This is a genomic window from Streptomyces sp. NPDC051105, from assembly GCF_040682795.1.
GTDB lineage: Bacteria > Actinomycetota > Actinomycetes > Streptomycetales > Streptomycetaceae > Streptomyces.
Genome location: NZ_JBFBBR010000006.1, coordinates 163,498 through 180,708, shown reverse-complemented (window position 1 = coordinate 180,708; position 17,211 = coordinate 163,498). Strand labels below are relative to the sequence as shown.

Below are 17,211 nucleotides of genomic sequence, written 5' to 3'. Positions count from 1 at the left end.
GCCTTGCACTGAGTCCGTATGAGTCCAAGGAGTGGGTGTTTCACGTGAAACACCCACTCCGGACCGAAGGGCATGTTTCACGTGAAACCAATCGATCCGCGCCTGCTGCGCTACGCCCGAGCCACTCGTCTCTTCCTGATCGCGGTCGTCGGCCTCGGTGCGGTCGGGGCCGGACTGGTCATCGCCCAGGCGATGCTCGTCGCCGAAGTGGTGGTCGGCGCCTTCCAGCATGGCCATTCGGTATCCGAACTCCGCACTCCCCTGCTGTTGTTGGCGGCAGTCGCCCTCGGCCGGGCGCTGGTCTCTTGGCTGACTGAACTGGCCGCGCACCGGGCGAGCGCGGCCGTCAAGTCGGAACTGCGGGGGCGGCTTCTCGACCGTGCGGTGGCGCTCGGTCCCGGCTGGCTGAGCGGTCAGCGGACCGGGTCGCTGGTCACCCTCGCCACGCGCGGCGTCGACGCTCTCGACGACTACTTCTCCCGCTATCTGCCCCAGTTGGGGCTGGCGGTGGTCGTACCGGTCGCGGTGCTCGCCCGGATCGTCACCGAGGACTGGGTGTCCGCGGCGATCATCGTCGGCACTCTGCCGCTCATCCCGCTCTTCATGGTGTTGATCGGCTGGGCCACCCAGTCCCGTACAGACCGTCAGTGGCGGCTGTTGTCCCGGCTGTCCGGCCACTTCCTGGACGTGGTCGCCGGACTGCCCACGCTGAAGGTGTTCGGGCGCGCCAAGGCACAGGCCGAGTCCATCCGCCGGATCACCGGCGAGTACCGGCAGGCAACCATGCGGACCCTGCGGATCGCCTTTCTCTCCTCCTTCGCGCTGGAACTGCTGGCCACGCTGTCGGTGGCGCTGGTCGCCGTCACCATCGGTATGCGATTGGTGCACGGCGATATGGACCTGTACATCGGGCTGGTCATTCTGGTGCTGGCGCCCGAGGCGTACCTCCCGCTGCGGCAGGTGGGTGCCCAGTTCCACGCGGCGGCGGAGGGGCTCGCGGCGGCGGAGGAGATCTTCGCGGTGCTGGAGACGCCGGTGCCGGCGTCCGGTGCGGGGGAGATCCCTTCTGATGCTGCCCTGGCCTTCGAAGGAGTGACGGTCCGCTACCCGGATCGCTCGGCGGACGCGGTGACCGACGTGTCGTTCACCGTGGAACCCGGCGAGACCGTTGCACTGATCGGCCCGAGCGGGGTGGGCAAGTCGACGCTGTTGAACGTGCTGCTGGGGTTCGTGCGGCCGATGGCCGGCCGGGTGCGGATCGGGGGAGCCGAACTCGGCGAGGTGGACCTGGAGGCGTGGCGGTCGCGGATCGCGTGGGTGCCGCAGCGGCCCCATCTGTATGCCGGGACGATCGCCGAGAACGTACGGCTCGCGCGTCCCGACGCGGACGACGCGGCGGTACGGCGGGCGTTGCGGGACGCGGGGGCGCTGGAGTTCGTGGACGCGTTGCCGGAGGGCGCGGGGACCGTGCTCGGTGAGGACGGGGCCGGATTGTCCGCCGGGCAACGGCAGCGGCTGGCGCTGGCGCGGGCGTTCCTTGCGGACCGGCCTGTGCTGTTGCTGGATGAGCCGACGGCTGCGCTGGACGGGGCGACCGAGGCGGAGGTTGTGGCGGCGGTACGGCGGCTTGCCGCGGGGCGGACGGTGCTGCTGGTGGTGCACCGGCCGGCCCTGCTCGCTGCGGCAGACCGGGTGGTGACACTCTCGGGCAGCGAGGCCCCCAGGGGGCTCCGCCCCCTGGACCTCCAACCCCTTCGCCCACCCACCACCCGACTCGGTCGATGGGAAGGCGAGGCGATCGAGCAGGCCGGTGGGCTGGAAAGCGGACCGGCGGAGTTGCTCGGTGGGCTGGAAGGCGGTTCGGCGGAGTTGCTCGGTGGGCTGGAAGGCGGTTCGGCGGAGTTGCTCGGTGGGCTGGAAGGCGGTTCGGCGGAGTTGCTCGGTGGGCTGGAAAGCGGTTCGGCGGAGTTGCTTGGTGGGCTGGAAAGCGGGTCGACGGACTTGCTCGGGCAGATCGAAGTGCCTGGTCGGTCGGGAAGTGGGTCGGTGGAGGGGCTCGGTCTGTCCGGGAGTGGCTTGGTGGGGCGGGTCGGTCTTTCCGCGGAGGGCTCGGGGAAGTCGGTGGCTGGGGCTCAGCAGGGTGTTCTGGGGCGGGTTCGTGCGGCCTCTGGGGCTCGGCGGGGGCGGTTGTCGCTCGCGCTTCTGCTGGGGGCTCTCGCGCTCGGCAGCGCTGTGGGGTTGATGGCGACCTCCGGGTGGTTGATCTCACGGGCCTCGCAGCAGCCGCCGGTGCTGTATCTGATGGTCGCCGTGACGGCCACGCGGGCTTTCGGCATCGGACGGGCCGTGTTCCGGTACAGCGAGCGGCTCGTGTCGCACGACGCCGTCCTGCGGATGCTGGCCGACACCCGGGTTGCCGTGTACCGGCGCCTTGAACGACTCGCACCTGCCGGGCTTCGGGCGACCAGGCGCGGGGATCTGCTCAGCCGGCTCGTCGGCGACGTGGACACCCTGCAGGACTACTGGCTGCGGTGGCTGCTGCCCGCCGGGGTCGCGGTGGCCGTGTCCGCCGGGGCCGTGGGGTTCACGGCCTGGCTGTTGCCCGAGGCGGGCGCCGCTCTGGCCGTCGGGCTGCTGGCGGCCGGTGTCGGTGTTCCGCTGGTGACCTCCGCGGTGGCCCGACGCGCCGAGCAGCGGCTGGCACCCGCCCGCGGCTTGCTCGCGACCCGGGTGACCGACCTGCTCACCGGCACCGCCGAACTGACCGTCGCCGGCGCGCTGCCCGCCCGTACCGACGACACCCGGCAGGCCGACGGCACGCTTACCCGGATCGCCTCGCGGGCCGCCGCCGCCACCGCGCTCGGTGACGGACTGACCGCTCTGCTGACCGGCCTGACCGTCGCGGCCACGGCGCTGCTGGGCGCCCAGGGGGTCGCCGACGCCCGGTTGAGCGGGGTGGCGATGGCGGTCGTCGTGCTCACGCCGCTGGCCGCCTTCGAGGCCGTACTGGGACTCCCGCTCGCCGTGCGGCACCGGCAGCGGGTGCGCAAGAGTGCCGAGCGCGTCTACGAGGTGCTGGACGCGCCCGAGCCCGTTCGGGAGCCCGAGCGGCCGCGCCAGGCGCCCGCCGCGCCCTTCCCCGTCGTACTGAAGGGCCTGTCCGCCCGCCACGAGGGCCAGCGTCGGGACGCGCTCGCCGGGCTCGACCTCACCCTCCACGAGGCGCGACGGATCGCCGTGGTCGGTCCCTCCGGCTCCGGTAAGACGACCCTCGCCCAGGTCCTGCTGCGGTTCCTCGACCCGGACGCGGGCTCTTACTCGCTGGCCGGCGTGGACGCGTACGACATGGACAGCGACGACGTACGGCGGCTCGTCGGGCTGTGCGCCCAGGACGCGCACCTCTTCGACAGTTCCGTTCGCGAGAACCTGCTGCTCGCCCGCAAGGACGCCACCGAGGAGGACCTGCGGGACGCGCTGGGCCGAGCCCGGCTGCTGGACTGGGTGGACGGGCTGCCCGACGGACTGGACACCCTGGTCGGCGAGCACGGGGCCCGGCTGTCCGGCGGCCAGCGGCAGCGGCTGGCGCTCGCCCGCGCGCTGCTCGCGGACTTCCCGGTGCTCGTCCTGGACGAGCCCGCCGAGCATCTCGACCTGCCGACGGCGGACGCGCTCACCGCGGATCTGCTGGCCGCCACCGAGGGCCGTACGACCGTGCTCATCACCCACCGGCTGGCGGGCCTGGAGGCCGTGGACGAGGTGATCGTGCTCGACGAGGGCCGGGTGGTGCAGCGCGGGCCGTACGCGGAGCTGGCCGCCGTGGCCGGCCCGTTGCGGGGGATGGCGGAGCGGGAGGCGGCGACAGCCGTCACAGCCCCGGTATCGGCCCCGACAGGGGCGGGACGAGGGTGACCTGGCAGGCGCCGCACCGAAACCGGAACCGGCAGGCTGTGCCGTACCCGAGACGGCGGTGAGCGCCGTACCGATGGCGGCGGTGGGTGCCGTAGCGATGGCGGCGGTGAGCGCCGTACCGCATCCGGTGGCTTCAGATGTGCGCGGCCAGCAACTGCTCGATCACGACCGCCACACCGTCCTCGTTGTTGGCGACCGTGCGGCCGGAGGCGGCGGCGATCACGTCGGGGTGGGCGTTGCCCATCGCGTACGACTGCCCGGCCCAGGTCAGCATCTCGACGTCGTTGGGCATGTCGCCGAAGGCCACGACCTCCTCGTGCGAGATGCCGCGCTCGGCGCACTCCAGGGCCAGCGTGCTGGCCTTGGAGACCCCCGGACCGCTGATCTCCAGGAGGGCGCTGGGGCTGGACCGGGTGACGTTGGCGCGCTCACCGACGGCGAGGCGGGCGAGGGCGAGGAAGGCGTCGGGGTCGAGGTCGGGGTGGTAGGCGAGGATCTTGATTACGGGCTCGCCGGCGCTCGGGCCGTCGGCCGCCAGGATCTCCTCGGCGGCCAGCAGATGGTCCGGTGTCTCCAGGTGCAGCTTGGGATAGGCCGGCTCCTGGTGGAAGCCGTACGTCTGCTCGACCGCGTACACCGTGCCGGGCGCGGCGTCGCGCAGCAGCCGTACCGCGTCCAGCGCGTTCTCCCTGGCCAGTTCACGCACCTTCACGAAGCGGTGGGCGCCGGGGCCGCCGTGCAGGTCGACCACGGCGGCGCCGTTGCCGCAGATTGCCAGGCCGTGGCCATGGACGTGGTCGCTGACGACGCCCATCCAGCGGGCCGGGCGGCCGGTGACGAAGAAGACCTCGATGCCCGCCTCCTCGGCGGCGGCCAGCGCGGCGACCGTCCTCGGCGAGACCGACTTGTCGTCCCGCAGCAGGGTGCCGTCGAGATCGGTGGCGATCAGCCGGGGGGGAGTCGTGAAGGCAGAGGTCTCGGGCTGTCGGGTCGCTGAGGTCACCGGGCCATTCTCGCGCATGTGCTCGCACGCCAGTGCGGTGCTCCGCGCAGATGAGACACAGACGACTCCCGAAGCGCCTCCCCGGCCCTGTGCGCCCACCTCGGCCCACCCACCTCGGCCCCCGCCCGTAGGTCTCAGGCCAGCTGGGCCCGAGCCTCCATGGCGATCCGCTCGAAGGTCTTCTCCTCGGCCGCGAAGTCCGAGTCGGGGATGGGCCAGTGGATCACCAGCTCGGTGAAGCCGAGTTCCTGGTGACGGCCCGCGAAGTCCACGAAGGCGTCCAGGGACTCCAGCGGCCGGGCACGGTCCGGCGTGAAGCCGGTGAGCAGGATCCTCTCCAGCTCCGACGCGTCCCGGCCGACCGCCGCGCAGGCCTCGCCGAGCTTCGCCGTCTGACCGCGCAGCGCCTCGACGGACTGCTCGGGCGTGCCGTTCTCGTACAGCTTCGGATCGCCGGTGGTCACCCACGCCTGTCCGTACCGCGCGGCCAGCTTCAGCCCGCGCGGGCCGGTGGCCGCGACCGCGAAGGGCAGCCGGGGCCGCTGCACACAACCCGGAATGTCCCGCGCCTCGTGGGCCGAGTAGAACTCGCCCTCGGACGTCACCGAGTCCTCGGTGAGCAGCCGGTCGAGCAGCGGCACGAACTCGGCGAACCGGTCGGCGCGCTCGCGTGCGGTCCACGGCTCCTGGCCCAGCGCGGTGGCGTCGAAGCCGGTGCCGCCGGCGCCGATACCCAGCGTCACCCGACCGCCCGAGATGTCGTCGAGGGAGATCAGCTCCTTGGCGAGCGTCACCGGATGCCGGAAGTTCGGCGAGGTGACCAGCGTGCCCAGACGCAGCCGGTCGGTGACGGACGCGGCGGCGGTCAGCGTCGGAATCGCGCCGAACCACGGGCCGTCCCGGAAACTCCGCCACGACAGGTGGTCGTAGGTGTACGCGGTGTGGAACCCCAGCTCCTCGGCCCGCGTCCAGGCGGCACGGCCGCCCTCGCTCCAGCGGCGGTACGGCAGGATCACGGTGCTCAGGCGCAGACTCATGCGTCCGAGACTAAGGGGCCACACCGACAGCGGACGAAACGGTCACCGTATGCGGCTGTTCAGCCACGGCGTGAGGAAGCTCGCGGCCAGGTGCTCCTTGTACGTACGGTCCCCGGGCAGCGGTACGACCAGCGAGGCCGTCGGCGGGAAACGGCGGGCGCGGACATGGGCCAGCCCGCCGAAGACGGCGCGGAGGAAGGCCGGCACGTCGTCGCGCGGGAGGTCGTGGAACTCGACGCCCTCCACCGTGATCAGCGCGTCGTCGTCCGGGTAGAGCCGCACGCTCACCCGGGGCACCCCGCCGAACTCGGCGTATGCCTCGTGCGGCAGCGAACCGTCCGGGTCCGCGGTGACCCCGAAGCCCGCCGCGCTGCGCCGGGAGGTCTGGTCCGCGCCGATGTCGTGCGTCACCTCGATCTCGCGGCCGCCCTCGGCGGCGATCGCTCGGAGAACGGTCACGGCCGCCTCGGTCGTGGGGAGGTGGTCCCTGCGGTCACTCTGGTCCATACCAGCCATCATGCGGGGTCAGTGCGGGTCGGGGAAGCGCAGGTATTCCGGCGGTACGGCCTTCGTCAGCCACACCCCGTTCGCACTGACGTGGAAGACATGGCCGGCCCGGTGCATCGCGCCCGCGTCCACCGACAGCACGACCGGGCGGCCGCGCCGGGCACCGACCCGGGTGGCGGTCTCGCGGTCGGCCGACAGGTGCACGTCGTGCCTGCTCATCGGGCGGAGACCTGCGGTCCGGATCGCGTCCAGGTACCGGGCGACGGTCCCGTGGTAGAGGTACGGCGGCGGGGTCGCCGGGGGCAGTCCCAGCTCGACGTCGATGCTGTGGCCCTGGCTGGCGCGGATCCGGGCGCCTTCGATCGCGAAGCGCTGCTTGTCGTTGGCGGCGACGACGTGGTCGAGTTCCTCGCGGGTGACCGGGAAGCCGTGTGCCGCTGCCGCCGCGAGCAGCGTGTCGATCTCCACCCAGCCGGCCTCGTCGAGCGTGAGCCCGATGCGTTCCGGCTGGTGGCGCAGGTGCTTCGAGAGGTACTTCGACACCTTCACGGTGCGCCGGTCGTCCCACCCCTTGTCGTTCTGTCCGATATCAGGCTTGTCGTTCTGTACGTCGTTCGTTCTGTCGTTCCTTCTGTGGCTCTTCTTGTCGTTCACACCACCAGCGTGCCGGGAGAGACACGGATCACGCAGTTATTTTTTGGCGGAGGTTTGATCCACAACCAAGTTCGGTTATCCACAAGGGAATTGACAGCGCTGTGGACAACCGCTGGGCGATTCAGGATGGTTCGTCAAGATCGGTAACAGGGTTGTGATGTGCGGCCAGCGCGTCCAAGCGGCGTGCGCGTGCCTCTCGTTCGGCGGCCAGTGCGATGAACTCGGCGATATGGTCCGGGCCAACCAGGCGCCGTACGGCCTGAATCGTGTCGGCGGGGAGAGACACGGTACGCGTCTCCTCCCGGGACTTCGGCTGCTCCCCGGCACCAAGTCGCCGGCGCACCTCGCGAGTGGCGAACAGGCGCATGGCCCGGGCCAGTTCGGCGTCCATCGTCTGCTGGGCGAGCGGGCGCAGGCGCCGCACCAGGGACGCCGCTTCGGCCGCTTTCGCGTCGGTGCGGCGGTGCGGGTCGTCGAGGTAGCGGGCGAAGACGTGCTCGGTGGTGAACTCGAGGAAGCGGGCGGCGATGTGCTCCACCTGGGTCCTCAACTCCCGCAGGTGGTCCGAGATCGCGGTGAGCGGTACCCCGGCAGCGTGCAACTCGGCTGCCACGGCCAGCTCCTGGGGACTCGGGACCAGGAAGGAGTCGGGGTCGCCCGGTACCGGTTCCAGGACGCCGAGTGCCACGGCCTCGGCCACGGCCGTGTCGTCGGGGGTGCCGCCGAAGCGGGCGTCCAGGTCGGCGCGGGAGAGACGGGCCGGTTCCTCGTCGGTCCAGGGGCCCTCGGCCTCGGTGACGAGGCCGAGGACGCCGGCCAGGCCGCGGCCGGTGTCCCAGGCACCGAGGAGTTCCTTGATGGAGGCGAGGGTATAACCGCGGGCGAGGAGGTCGGCTATCTGGTGGAGGCGGGTGAGATGGGCGTCGGAGTAGAGGTTGGCGCGGCCCTGGCGCTCCGGGCGGGGCAGCAGGCCTTTGTCCTGGTAGGCGCGGATGGTGCGGACGCTGGTCCGGGAATGGTGGGCCAGGTCTTCGATGCGGTACGTCCTGTGCGGTGGGTGGTCGGCCGTCACAGTCTCGGCTCCATCCTCGCGATTCTCCGCAGCACCCCCGGCGCCACCCGCGACAGCGTCCGAGCCCCTCGCGCCTCCGGTGTCACCGGCACCACCGCCCTGTTGTGCTCCACCGCCTCCAGAATCGCTGAAGCCACCTTCTCCGGCGGGTAGTTCCGCATCCCGTACCAGCGGGCCGAGCGCTTCTGCCGCCGTCGTTGCTCCTCCTCGTCGACCCCTGTGAAGCGGGCGGTCGACGCGATGTTGGTGTTGACGATGCCGGGGCAGATCGCGGTTACGCCGATGCGCTGAGCGGCGAGTTCGGCGCGCAGGCACTCGGACAGCATCAGGACCGCCGCCTTGGAGGTGCTGTAGGCCGGCAACACCCGTGACGGCTGGAAGGCGGCCGCCGAGGCGACGTTCACGATGTGGCCGCCCTGGCCGCGGTCCGCCATCCGCGCGCCGAACAGACGGCAGCCGTGGATCACGCCCCAGAGGTTGACGTCCAGGACCTTGCGCCAGTCCTCCGTGGTCGTCGTGAGGAACGAGCCGGCCAGGCCGATGCCGGCGTTGTTGACCAGTACGTCCAGGACCCCGCGCTCGCGGTGGACCCGCTCGGCGAGCTTCTCCATGGCCTGTTCGTCGGAGACGTCGGCCGTCTCGGCCCATGCGTCCGCCGCTCCGATCAGCCGGGACAGCTCGGCGGTGCGGGCGGCGGCCTCCGCGTCCCGGTCCACGGCCACCACGCGCGCGCCCGCCTCCGCGAACGCGAACGCCGTGGCCCGGCCGATGCCGCTGCCCGCCCCGGTGACCAGCACCAACTGGCCGCCGAACCGCTGGGCATGGCGGTCCGCCCGCTTCGGCTCGGTGCCCCGGCCGTCCTCGACGGAGATCACGAACTCCTCGATCCAGGACGCCACCTGGTCCGGGCGGGTACGCGGGACCCAGTGCTTGTCGGGCAGGGTGCGGCGGGTCAGCTGGGGTGCCCAGCGCTCCAGGTCGTCGTACAGCCGCGCGGAGAGGAACGCGTCGCCCAGGGGCGTGATGAGCTGCACGGGCGCGTGTGCGTACGCGTCCTCGCGTGGGCGGCGCAGCCGGGGCCGTACGTTGTCGCGGTAGAGCCAGGCACCGTGCGCCGCGTCGGAGCGGAGGGAGCCGGTCGGGTAGTCCCCGGCGGGGAGCTTCTCGGCTCGTCGGAGGATTCCCGGCCAGGCCTTGCCGAGCGGGCCGCGCCAAGCCAGTTCGGGGACGACGGGGGTGTGCAGCAGGTACACGTACCAGGACTTGGCGCCCTGGCCGAGGAGTTGGCCCACCCGGCGGGGTGTCGGGCGCTTCACGCGCGCGTTGATCCAGTGTCCGAAGTGGTCGAGGGACGGCCCGGACATCGAGGTGAAGGAGGCGATACGGCCTTCCGTGCGGCCCACGGTGACGAACTCCCAGGACTGCACCGAGCCCCAGTCGTGGCCGACGAGGTGCACCGGGCGGTCCGGGCTGACCGCGTCGATCACCGCCAGGAAGTCGTCGGTCAGCTTGGCCAGTGTGAAGCCGCCGCGCAGCGGTTGCGGTGCGGTCGAGCGGCCGTGGCCCCGGACGTCGTACAGCACCACGTGGAAGCGCTCGGCCAGGCGGGGCGCGACCTCGGACCAGACCTCCTTGCTGTCCGGGTAGCCGTGGACGAGGACGACCGTCGGCTGTGCCGGGTCGCCCAGCTCCGCCACGCACAGTTCGATGCCGCCGGTGTGCACCCGGCGCTCGCGTGCGCCCTTCAGTGCCGTCACTTGTCCTCCGCCCAGCGCCGCACTCCCCCACGCTCGAACGACCTCGCGCGGGGGGACCCCCATGGCAGATCGTCGTCCAGCCAGAAGGCGCTCTGCTCGGGGTCCCGGGAGTCGGTGACCACGAGGATCTCCTCGAACTTGGCTCCCGTGCCCCGGAGGTGGAACCAGTCCCGTACGCCACGGGCGCGGAGCCAGTCGCGCTGCATCCGGGCCGCCTCGCGCTCGGTGATGCCGGGCTCCAGCCGGGCCGCGACCGCCTCCGCGCATTCGTACGCGAGTCGCTGCACCCGCCGGAAACCCTGGAGCTCCGCGGCGCGTTCGGAGAGTACGTCGTGCGCTGTCGTCATCATCCGCCCCGTCCCCATCGACTGCGGTACGCGTCCGTAACTTGACACTGGTGAATGTGACAGTTGTTAGAGGTGACGTCAATAGGTGGTGCAAGGCCTGTGGATAACTCTGCGTAGCTCTCAAGCAGGGGATCCCCTAGGGTCCCGTAATACTCCAGAGTGATGCGAAGACGGCTCTCGGGTCTGACGACCTCCGTGGTCCACATCACTACCTTCGATGGCGTGACTGTGATCGCGACCGAAAGCCTGAGCAAGCGGTTCCCCCGGGTGACCGCGCTCGACCGGCTGTCCGTGGACATCGGACCCGGTGTGACCGGACTCGTCGGAGCCAACGGCGCCGGCAAGTCCACCCTGATCAAGATCCTGCTGGGTCTGTCCCCCGCGAGCGAGGGCCGAGCCGAGGTGCTCGGCCTCGACGTGGCGACCAAGGGTGCCGCCATCCGTGAGCGGGTGGGGTACATGCCGGAGCACGACTGCCTGCCGCCCGACGTCTCGGCCACCGAGTTCGTCGTGCACATGGCCCGCATGTCCGGCCTGCCGCCCGCCGCCGCGCGCGAGCGCACCGCCGACACCCTGCGCCATGTCGGGCTCTACGAGGAGCGGTACCGCCCCATCGGCGGCTACTCGACCGGCATGAAGCAGCGCGTGAAACTCGCCCAGGCGCTGGTGCACGACCCGCAACTGGTCTTCCTGGACGAGCCGACCAACGGCCTCGACCCGGTCGGCCGCGACGAGATGCTCGGCCTGATCCGCCGTATCCACACCGACTTCGGCATCTCGGTCCTGGTCACCTCGCACCTGCTCGGCGAACTGGAGCGGACCTGCGACCACGTGGTCGTCGTCGACGGCGGCAAGCTGCTGCGCTCGAGCTCCACCACGGACTTCACCCAGTCCACGGCCGTCCTCGCCATCGAGGTCACCGACAGCGACGCGCACCCCGACGGCACCCGCGCGCTGCGCGACGCGCTGCACGCGCGCGGGGTGGAGACGAACCACGAGGGCGGCGGCCTCCCCGGCGCCGGCCACATCCTGCTGCTCACCGCCCAGGGCGAGGAGACGTACGACCTGGTACGTGACGTCGTCGCCGATCTCGGCCTCGGCCTGGTGCGTATGGAGCAGCGCAGACACCACATCTCCGAAGTGTTCACCAGCAGCGACGAGCAGCGGAAGGAGGCGGCCGTCCATGGCGGTTGAGCAGCCTCTGGCCACCCCCGCGGGTGACCAGTCCCGTATCCACGACATCGGCTACCGCGGCTACGACGGCCCGCGCCTGGGCCGCGGCTACGCCCGCCGCTCCCTCTACTCGCAGACCCTGCGCGGCTCCTACGGCCTCGGCCGCTCGGTGAAGTCCAAGGTGCTGCCGATGCTGCTGTTCGCGGTGATGTGCGTGCCCGCGGCCATCATGGTGGCCGTGGCCGTCGCCACCAAGGCGCACGACCTGCCGGTGTCCTACACGCGGTACGCGATCATCATGCAGGCCGTCATCAGCCTGTACGTCGCCTCGCAGGCACCCCAGGCCGTCTCCCGCGACCTGCGCTTCAAGACCATCCCGCTGTACTTCTCGCGGCCCATCGAGACCGCCGACTACGTCCAGTCCAAGTTCGCCGCCCTGGCCTCGGCACTGTTCATCCTCACCGGCGCCCCGCTGGTCGTGCTGTACGTGGGCGCCCTGCTGTCCAAGATGGACTTCGCCCACCAGTCCAAGGGGTTCGGCCAGGGACTGGTCTCGGTGGCGCTGCTGTCCCTGCTGTTCGCCGGTATCGGCCTGGTCATCGCCTCGATCACGCCCCGCCGCGGCTTCGGCATCGCCGCCGTGATCGCCGTACTGACCATCTCCTACGGCGCGGTCTCCACCCTCCAGGCCATCGCGGACTCCCAGGGCAGCACCGGTGCCATCGCGTGGATCGGCCTGTTCTCGCCGGTCACCCTCATCGGCGGCCTGAGCACCGCGCTCCTCGGTGGCACCAACACCTTCCCGGGCGGCGACGGCCCCTCCCACGCCCAGGGCGCGGTGTATGTGCTCGTCGTCCTCGGCCTCATCGCCGCGAGCTATGGCCTGCTGCTGCGCCGTTACAAGAAGGTGGGACTGTGACCACGCTCTCCATCGACCACGTCTCCCGCTGGTTCGGCAACGTGGTCGCCGTCAACGACATCACTATGACCATCGGCCCCGGTGTCACCGGCCTGCTCGGACCCAACGGCGCCGGAAAGTCCACTCTCATCAACATGATGGGCGGCTTCCTCGCCCCCTCCACCGGCACGGTCACCCTCGACGGACAGCCGACCTGGCGCAACGAGGCCATCTACCAGCACATCGGCATCGTCCCCGAGCGCGAGGCGATGTACGACTTCCTCACCGGCCGCGAATTCGTCGTCGCCAACGCCGAGTTGCACGGCCTCGGCGCCAAGGCCGCCCAGAAGGCGCTGGCCACGGTGGAGATGGAGTACGCGCAGGACCGCAAGATCTCGACGTACTCCAAGGGCATGCGCCAGCGCGTGAAGATGGCGTCCGCCCTGGTCCACGACCCCTCGCTGCTCCTGCTCGACGAGCCCTTCAACGGCATGGACCCGCGCCAGCGGATGCAGCTGATGGATCTGCTGCGGAAGATGGGCGACGAGGGCCGTACGGTGCTGTTCTCCTCGCACATCCTCGAAGAGGTCGAGCAACTGGCCTGGCACATCGAGGTGGTGGTCGCCGGACGGCACGCGGCCAGCGGCGACTTCCGCAAGATCCGCCGTCTGATGACCGACCGCCCGCACCGTTACCTGGTCCGCTCCAGCGACGACCGCACCCTCGCGGCCGCGCTGATCGCCGATCCGTCGACCGCGGGCATCGAAGTCGACCTCACCGAGGGCGCGTTGCGTATCCAGGCCGTCGACTTCGGCCGCTTCACCGCCCTGCTGCCGAAAGTTGCCCGTGACCACGGCATCCGGCTGCTCACGGTCTCGCCGTCCGACGAGTCCCTCGAATCCGTGTTCTCGTATCTGGTCGCGGCGTAGGAGGCCGAAGATGTACGACCCCACAGTCGCCCGGCTCACTTATCGAGCCCTGCTCGGCCGTCGCCGGGCCCTCATCCTGGGGGCGTTGCCCCTGTTGCTCATCGCGATCGCGGTCGTCGTCCGGGGCCTCGCCGGCGCCGACGACCAGACGGCCTCCGACCTGCTCGGCGGCCTCGCGCTCGCGACCATGGTGCCGATCATCGGCGTCATTGCCGGCACGGGTGCGATCGGCCCGGAGATCGACGACGGCTCGGTGGTGTATCTGCTGTCCAAGCCGATCAAACGGCCGACGATCATCCTCACCAAGCTGATCGTGGCGATCGCCGTGACGATGGTCTTCTCGGCTCTGCCGACGCTGATCGCGGGCTTCATCCTCAACGGCAACGGCCAGCAGATCGCCGTCGCCTACACGGTCGCCGCGCTGGTCGCGTCGATCGCCTACGCGGCGCTCTTCCTGCTGCTTGGCACGGTGTCCCGGCACGCGGTGGTCTTCGGGCTCGTCTACGCCCTGGTCTGGGAGGCCCTGTTCGGCTCCCTCGTCCCGGGCGCGCGGACGCTGAGCGTCCAGCAGTGGTCCCTGGCGGTCGCCCACAAGGTGACGGGCGGCGAGCTGGTCACGTCGGACGTGTCGCTGGCGACGGCCACGGTGCTGCTGATCGCGGTGACGGTCCTGGCGACCTGGTACGCCGGCCAGAAGCTGCGCTCGCTGACGCTGGCGGGCGAGGAGTAGACGCCCGGCTTATTGACGGGGGCTTCACCTCTGTCCGGGCACACTGGACAAAGCGGGTGTACTGCGTAGGAGGCGCGGGATGGCTGAGGGTTTCGGAGACGGGGACTGGGACGGGCTCGTCCTGGACGAGGACTTCATACGGTCCGCGGGGACTTCGGAGCCGTCCGCGCGGGCGCGGATGCTGGCGGCGAAGTGGCGGGCGGAGTCACCGGAGCCTCAGCCGTGGCGGTCGGACGAGCCGCCCGCCGGGTGGTTCTTCAGCAAGGCGCGGCGCAGGTGGTGGCGTCGGTAGGCGTCTTAATTCGGTAGCTTCCCACTCGGTCGCCAGGCACAGTTGTCGTGTCAGCCCCCGAACCGGGAGAGGAGCCGGACGATGTCCATGCACGACAGTACGTCCCGCTCCCTTCAGGGCAGCCCGCGGCGGATCGCGATGTAGCTGCCCGGGGCGGCCGCTTCGAGCACGCGATGTCGCTCTCGCGTGGGCCGCCCACCCGGAGGATTGGCCGAGTGGTAAGGCACTGGCTCGCGCTGAGTTCCCTCAGGAGCAAGTCATGGTCGGGCCTGGAAAGCCCGCGCACGTTCGATCCGTGCATCCTCCGCAACGCCTTGAAGACGCCCGAGTCGCAACGCCTTGAAGACGCCCGAGTCGCAACGCCTTGAAGGCGCCCGAGTCGCAACGCCTTGAAGGTGCCTCAGCCGAGCAGCCGCTCCAGCACCACCGCGATCCCGTCCTCCTCGTTGGAGGACGTCACCTCGTCGGCCACGGCCTTCAGCTCGTCATGGGCGTTGGCCATGGCCACACCCCGGGCCGCCCAGGCGAACATCGGGATGTCGTTGGGCATGTCGCCGAAGGCGATCGTGTCGGCGGCCTTCAGGCCCAACCGGCGCGCGGCCAGCGACAGGCCCGTCGCCTTCGACAGCCCCAGCGGCAGAAGCTCCACGATTCCCGCGCCCGCCATGGCGACCGTGACGAAACCGCCGGCCGTATGACGTGCCACCTCGGCCAGCTCGTCGTCGGAGAGCTCGGGGTGCTGGATGTAGATCTTGTTCAGCGGCGCCGCCCAGAGATCCGCAGCGTCCGTGAACGGCGTCGACGGGAGCTTGCCCGTCACCGCGTACCCCGGCCCCACCAGCACCTCGCCGTCGAGGCCGTCGCGGCTCGCGGCGAGGTACAGCGGGCCCACCTCCGCCTCGATCTTCGCCAGGGCGACCCCGGCCAGCTGGCGGTCCAGCGTCACGGACGTCAGCAGGCGGTGTGCCCCGGCGTCGTACACCTGCGCCCCCTGACCGCACACGGCGAGGCCGTGGTAGCCGAGGTCGTCGAGGATGGGCCGGGTCCAGGGGGCGGCGCGGCCGGTGACGACGATGTGCGCGGCGCCCGCCGCGGTGGCCGCGGCGAGCGCGTCCCGGGTGCGCCGCGAGATCGACTCGTCGGGGCCGAGCAGCGTTCCGTCGAGGTCGGTGGCGATCAGTCCGTACGGGAAGCTCACCGGGACACCGGCTCCAGGACCTCTCGGCCGCCCAGGTACGGGCGCAGCACCTCGGGGACCCGGACCGAACCGTCGGCCAGCTGGTGGTTCTCCAGGATCGCCACGATCGTGCGCGGTACGGCGCACAGCGTGCCGTTCAGCGTGGCCAGCGGCTGGACCTGCTTGCCGTCGCGGACCCGGATCGACAGCCGGCGGGACTGGAACTCGGTGCAGTCCGACGTCGACGTCAGCTCGCGGTACTTGCCCTGCGTCGGGATCCACGCCTCGCAGTCGAACTTGCGGGCGGCGGAGGAACCGAGGTCACCGGTGGCGACGTCGATCACACGGAACGGCAGCTCCAGCGAGGTCAGCCACTGCTTCTCCCAGGCCAGCAGACGCTGGTGCTCCGCCTCCGAGTCCTCGGGGGCGACGTAGGAGAACATCTCGACCTTGTCGAACTGGTGGACGCGGAAGATGCCCTTGGTGTCCTTGCCGTGCGAACCGGCCTCGCGGCGGAAGCAGGGCGAGAAGCCGGCGTAGCGCAGCGGGAGGCGCTCGGCGTCGATGATCTCGTCCATGTGATACGCGGCGAGGGCCACCTCGGACGTGCCGACCAGGTAGAGGTCGTCCTTGTCGAGGTGGTAGACGTCCTGGGCCGCCTGGCCGAGGAAGCCGGTGCCCGCCATGGACTGCGGCCGGACCAGTGCCGGGGTCAGCATCGGCGTGAAACCGGCCTCGGTGGCCTGCGCGATCGCCGCGTTGACCAGTGCCAGTTCCAGGAGGGCGCCGACACCGGTCAGGAAGTAGAACCGGGAGCCGGAGACCTTGGCGCCGCGCTCGACGTCGATCGCGCCGAGCAGCTGGCCCAGCTCCAGGTGGTCCTTGGGCTCGAAGCCCTCGGCGCCGAAGTCGCGGATCGTGCCGTGCGTCTCAAGGGTGACGAAGTCTTCTTCGCCCCCCACGGGCACGTCGGGGTGGACGAGGTTGCCGAGCCTGAGCAGCAGCTCGTGGGTCTCGGCGGCGGCGGCGTCACGCTCGGCGTCGGCGGTCTTCACGTCGGCGGCGAGCTGGCCCGCCTTCTTCAGCAGCTCGGCCTTCTCGTCACCGGCGGCCTTGGGGATGAGCTTGCCGAGCGACTTCTGCTCGTTGCGCAGCTCGTCGAAGCGGACGCCGGAGGACCTGCGCCGCTCGTCGGCAGAGAGGAGGGCGTCGACGAGCGCGACGTCCTCTCCACGGGCGCGCTGGGACGCGCGCACACGGTCGGGGTCCTCACGGAGCAGGCGTAGGTCAATCACGGAGCCAAGGCTACCGGTGTGGGGTTGCCCCCACGAATCACTATTGACCCGTGTTCCGAATCGCGGCTTACGCTCCGTTATGGGGGAATTGCCGAACGTGTCAATAAAAAGTGTCTCACTCCCCGAGACGGGGCACGTGCGCGGCCCGCGGTTGACTCGATTCCCTTGTGGAGAGCGGGACTTGGGGGCCGGGTTGTCCACAGGAATCCACACCCTCCCGAGAGTTATCCACAGGCTGTGTGGATGGGGTGTGGACTTCGGAATTGATCACTTCGGGGCCGGTGCCTGAAGAGAGGAATTCCCCGCCCAAACCTGGACAACACCCACTTTCGAGTGGAAAGGAGTCGCTCCAAAAGATGAACCATGGGAAACGAGTGGACGAAGGGTGACGTGAGCGATCAACGGCCCGCCTGGGGGCTGTAGGCCGATTT

At 70.6% G+C, this 17,211-nt stretch carries 15 protein-coding genes and 1 tRNA gene; 7 read left to right on the top strand and 9 right to left on the bottom strand.

Features of this window, described 5'->3' with window-relative positions:
• Positions 1-72: 72 nt before the first annotated feature.
• Positions 73-3,909, top strand: a complete 3,837-nt coding sequence (cydD, locus tag AB0N16_RS17175) for a thiol reductant ABC exporter subunit CydD (protein ID WP_365797415.1) — start codon at positions 73-75, stop codon at positions 3,907-3,909.
• A gap of 133 nt (positions 3,910-4,042) precedes the next feature.
• Here cydD and AB0N16_RS17170 read toward each other — a convergent pair whose 3' ends face one another.
• From AB0N16_RS17170 to AB0N16_RS17140, 7 genes are all read right to left on the bottom strand, one after another.
• Entirely contained in the window at positions 4,043-4,930 is an 888-nt protein-coding gene (locus tag AB0N16_RS17170) for a Cof-type HAD-IIB family hydrolase (RefSeq protein ID WP_365797413.1), read from the bottom strand.
• A gap of 116 nt (positions 4,931-5,046) precedes the next feature.
• Positions 5,047-5,949 carry an LLM class flavin-dependent oxidoreductase gene (locus AB0N16_RS17165; RefSeq protein ID WP_365797411.1) on the bottom strand — a complete coding sequence of 301 codons (903 nt, stop codon included), beginning with the start codon at positions 5,947-5,949 and terminating at the stop codon, positions 5,047-5,049.
• Positions 5,950-5,991: 42 nt separating this feature from the next.
• A complete protein-coding gene (locus AB0N16_RS17160) occupies positions 5,992-6,456 on the bottom strand; it encodes a hypothetical protein (protein ID WP_365797409.1) in 465 nt (154 codons plus the stop codon).
• Between the two features lie 18 nt (positions 6,457-6,474).
• Positions 6,475-7,044, bottom strand: a complete 570-nt coding sequence (locus AB0N16_RS17155) for an RNA 2'-phosphotransferase (RefSeq protein ID WP_365797881.1) — start codon at positions 7,042-7,044, stop codon at positions 6,475-6,477.
• A 187-nt stretch (positions 7,045-7,231) separates the two neighbouring features.
• Positions 7,232-8,182 (bottom strand): MerR family transcriptional regulator, encoded by a 951-nt coding sequence (locus tag AB0N16_RS17150; protein ID WP_365797407.1) that lies wholly within the window; start codon positions 8,180-8,182, stop codon positions 7,232-7,234.
• The gene (locus AB0N16_RS17145) at positions 8,179-9,939 is read right to left on the bottom strand and encodes an SDR family oxidoreductase (protein WP_365797405.1); all 1,761 of its coding nucleotides are present in this window, start codon (positions 9,937-9,939) and stop codon (positions 8,179-8,181) included. The genes AB0N16_RS17150 and AB0N16_RS17145 overlap by 4 nt, the downstream gene beginning before the upstream one ends.
• A complete protein-coding gene (locus AB0N16_RS17140; protein WP_365797879.1) occupies positions 9,936-10,286 on the bottom strand; it encodes a hypothetical protein in 351 nt (116 codons plus the stop codon). The genes AB0N16_RS17145 and AB0N16_RS17140 overlap by 4 nt, the downstream gene beginning before the upstream one ends.
• Positions 10,287-10,514: 228 nt before the next feature.
• On the opposite strand from AB0N16_RS17140, the gene AB0N16_RS17135 reads away from it, so the two are divergent.
• The 6 genes from AB0N16_RS17135 (at position 10,515) to AB0N16_RS17110 (ending at position 14,615) form a co-directional block, all read left to right on the top strand.
• Positions 10,515-11,480 carry an ABC transporter ATP-binding protein gene (locus AB0N16_RS17135; RefSeq protein WP_365797877.1) on the top strand — a complete coding sequence of 322 codons (966 nt, stop codon included), beginning with the start codon at positions 10,515-10,517 and terminating at the stop codon, positions 11,478-11,480.
• Positions 11,470-12,378, top strand: coding sequence for an ABC transporter permease (locus tag AB0N16_RS17130; RefSeq protein ID WP_365797403.1), 909 nt, complete (start codon positions 11,470-11,472; stop codon positions 12,376-12,378). Before AB0N16_RS17135 ends, AB0N16_RS17130 begins: the two co-directional genes overlap by 11 nt.
• Entirely contained in the window at positions 12,375-13,286 is a 912-nt protein-coding gene (locus AB0N16_RS17125; protein WP_365797401.1) for an ABC transporter ATP-binding protein, read from the top strand. Before AB0N16_RS17130 ends, AB0N16_RS17125 begins: the two co-directional genes overlap by 4 nt.
• Before the next feature lie 10 nt (positions 13,287-13,296).
• Positions 13,297-14,016, top strand: coding sequence for an ABC transporter permease (locus AB0N16_RS17120; protein ID WP_365797399.1), 720 nt, complete (start codon positions 13,297-13,299; stop codon positions 14,014-14,016).
• A gap of 79 nt (positions 14,017-14,095) precedes the next feature.
• Positions 14,096-14,308, top strand: a complete 213-nt coding sequence (locus tag AB0N16_RS17115; protein WP_365797397.1) for a hypothetical protein — start codon at positions 14,096-14,098, stop codon at positions 14,306-14,308.
• Positions 14,309-14,509: 201 nt separating this feature from the next.
• Positions 14,510-14,615: transfer RNA gene (locus tag AB0N16_RS17110), tRNA-OTHER, on the top strand.
• Positions 14,616-14,708: 93 nt separating this feature from the next.
• Here the strand turns inward: AB0N16_RS17110 and AB0N16_RS17105 are convergent.
• Complete coding sequence (locus tag AB0N16_RS17105; protein WP_365797395.1) at positions 14,709-15,506, bottom strand: HAD family hydrolase; 798 nt, start codon at positions 15,504-15,506, stop codon at positions 14,709-14,711.
• On the bottom strand, positions 15,503-16,780 hold the full coding sequence (gene serS / locus AB0N16_RS17100) for a serine--tRNA ligase (RefSeq protein WP_365797393.1): 1,278 nt from the start codon (positions 16,778-16,780) through the stop codon (positions 15,503-15,505). Before serS ends, AB0N16_RS17105 begins: the two co-directional genes overlap by 4 nt.
• Between the last annotated feature and the right edge of the window lie 431 nt (positions 16,781-17,211).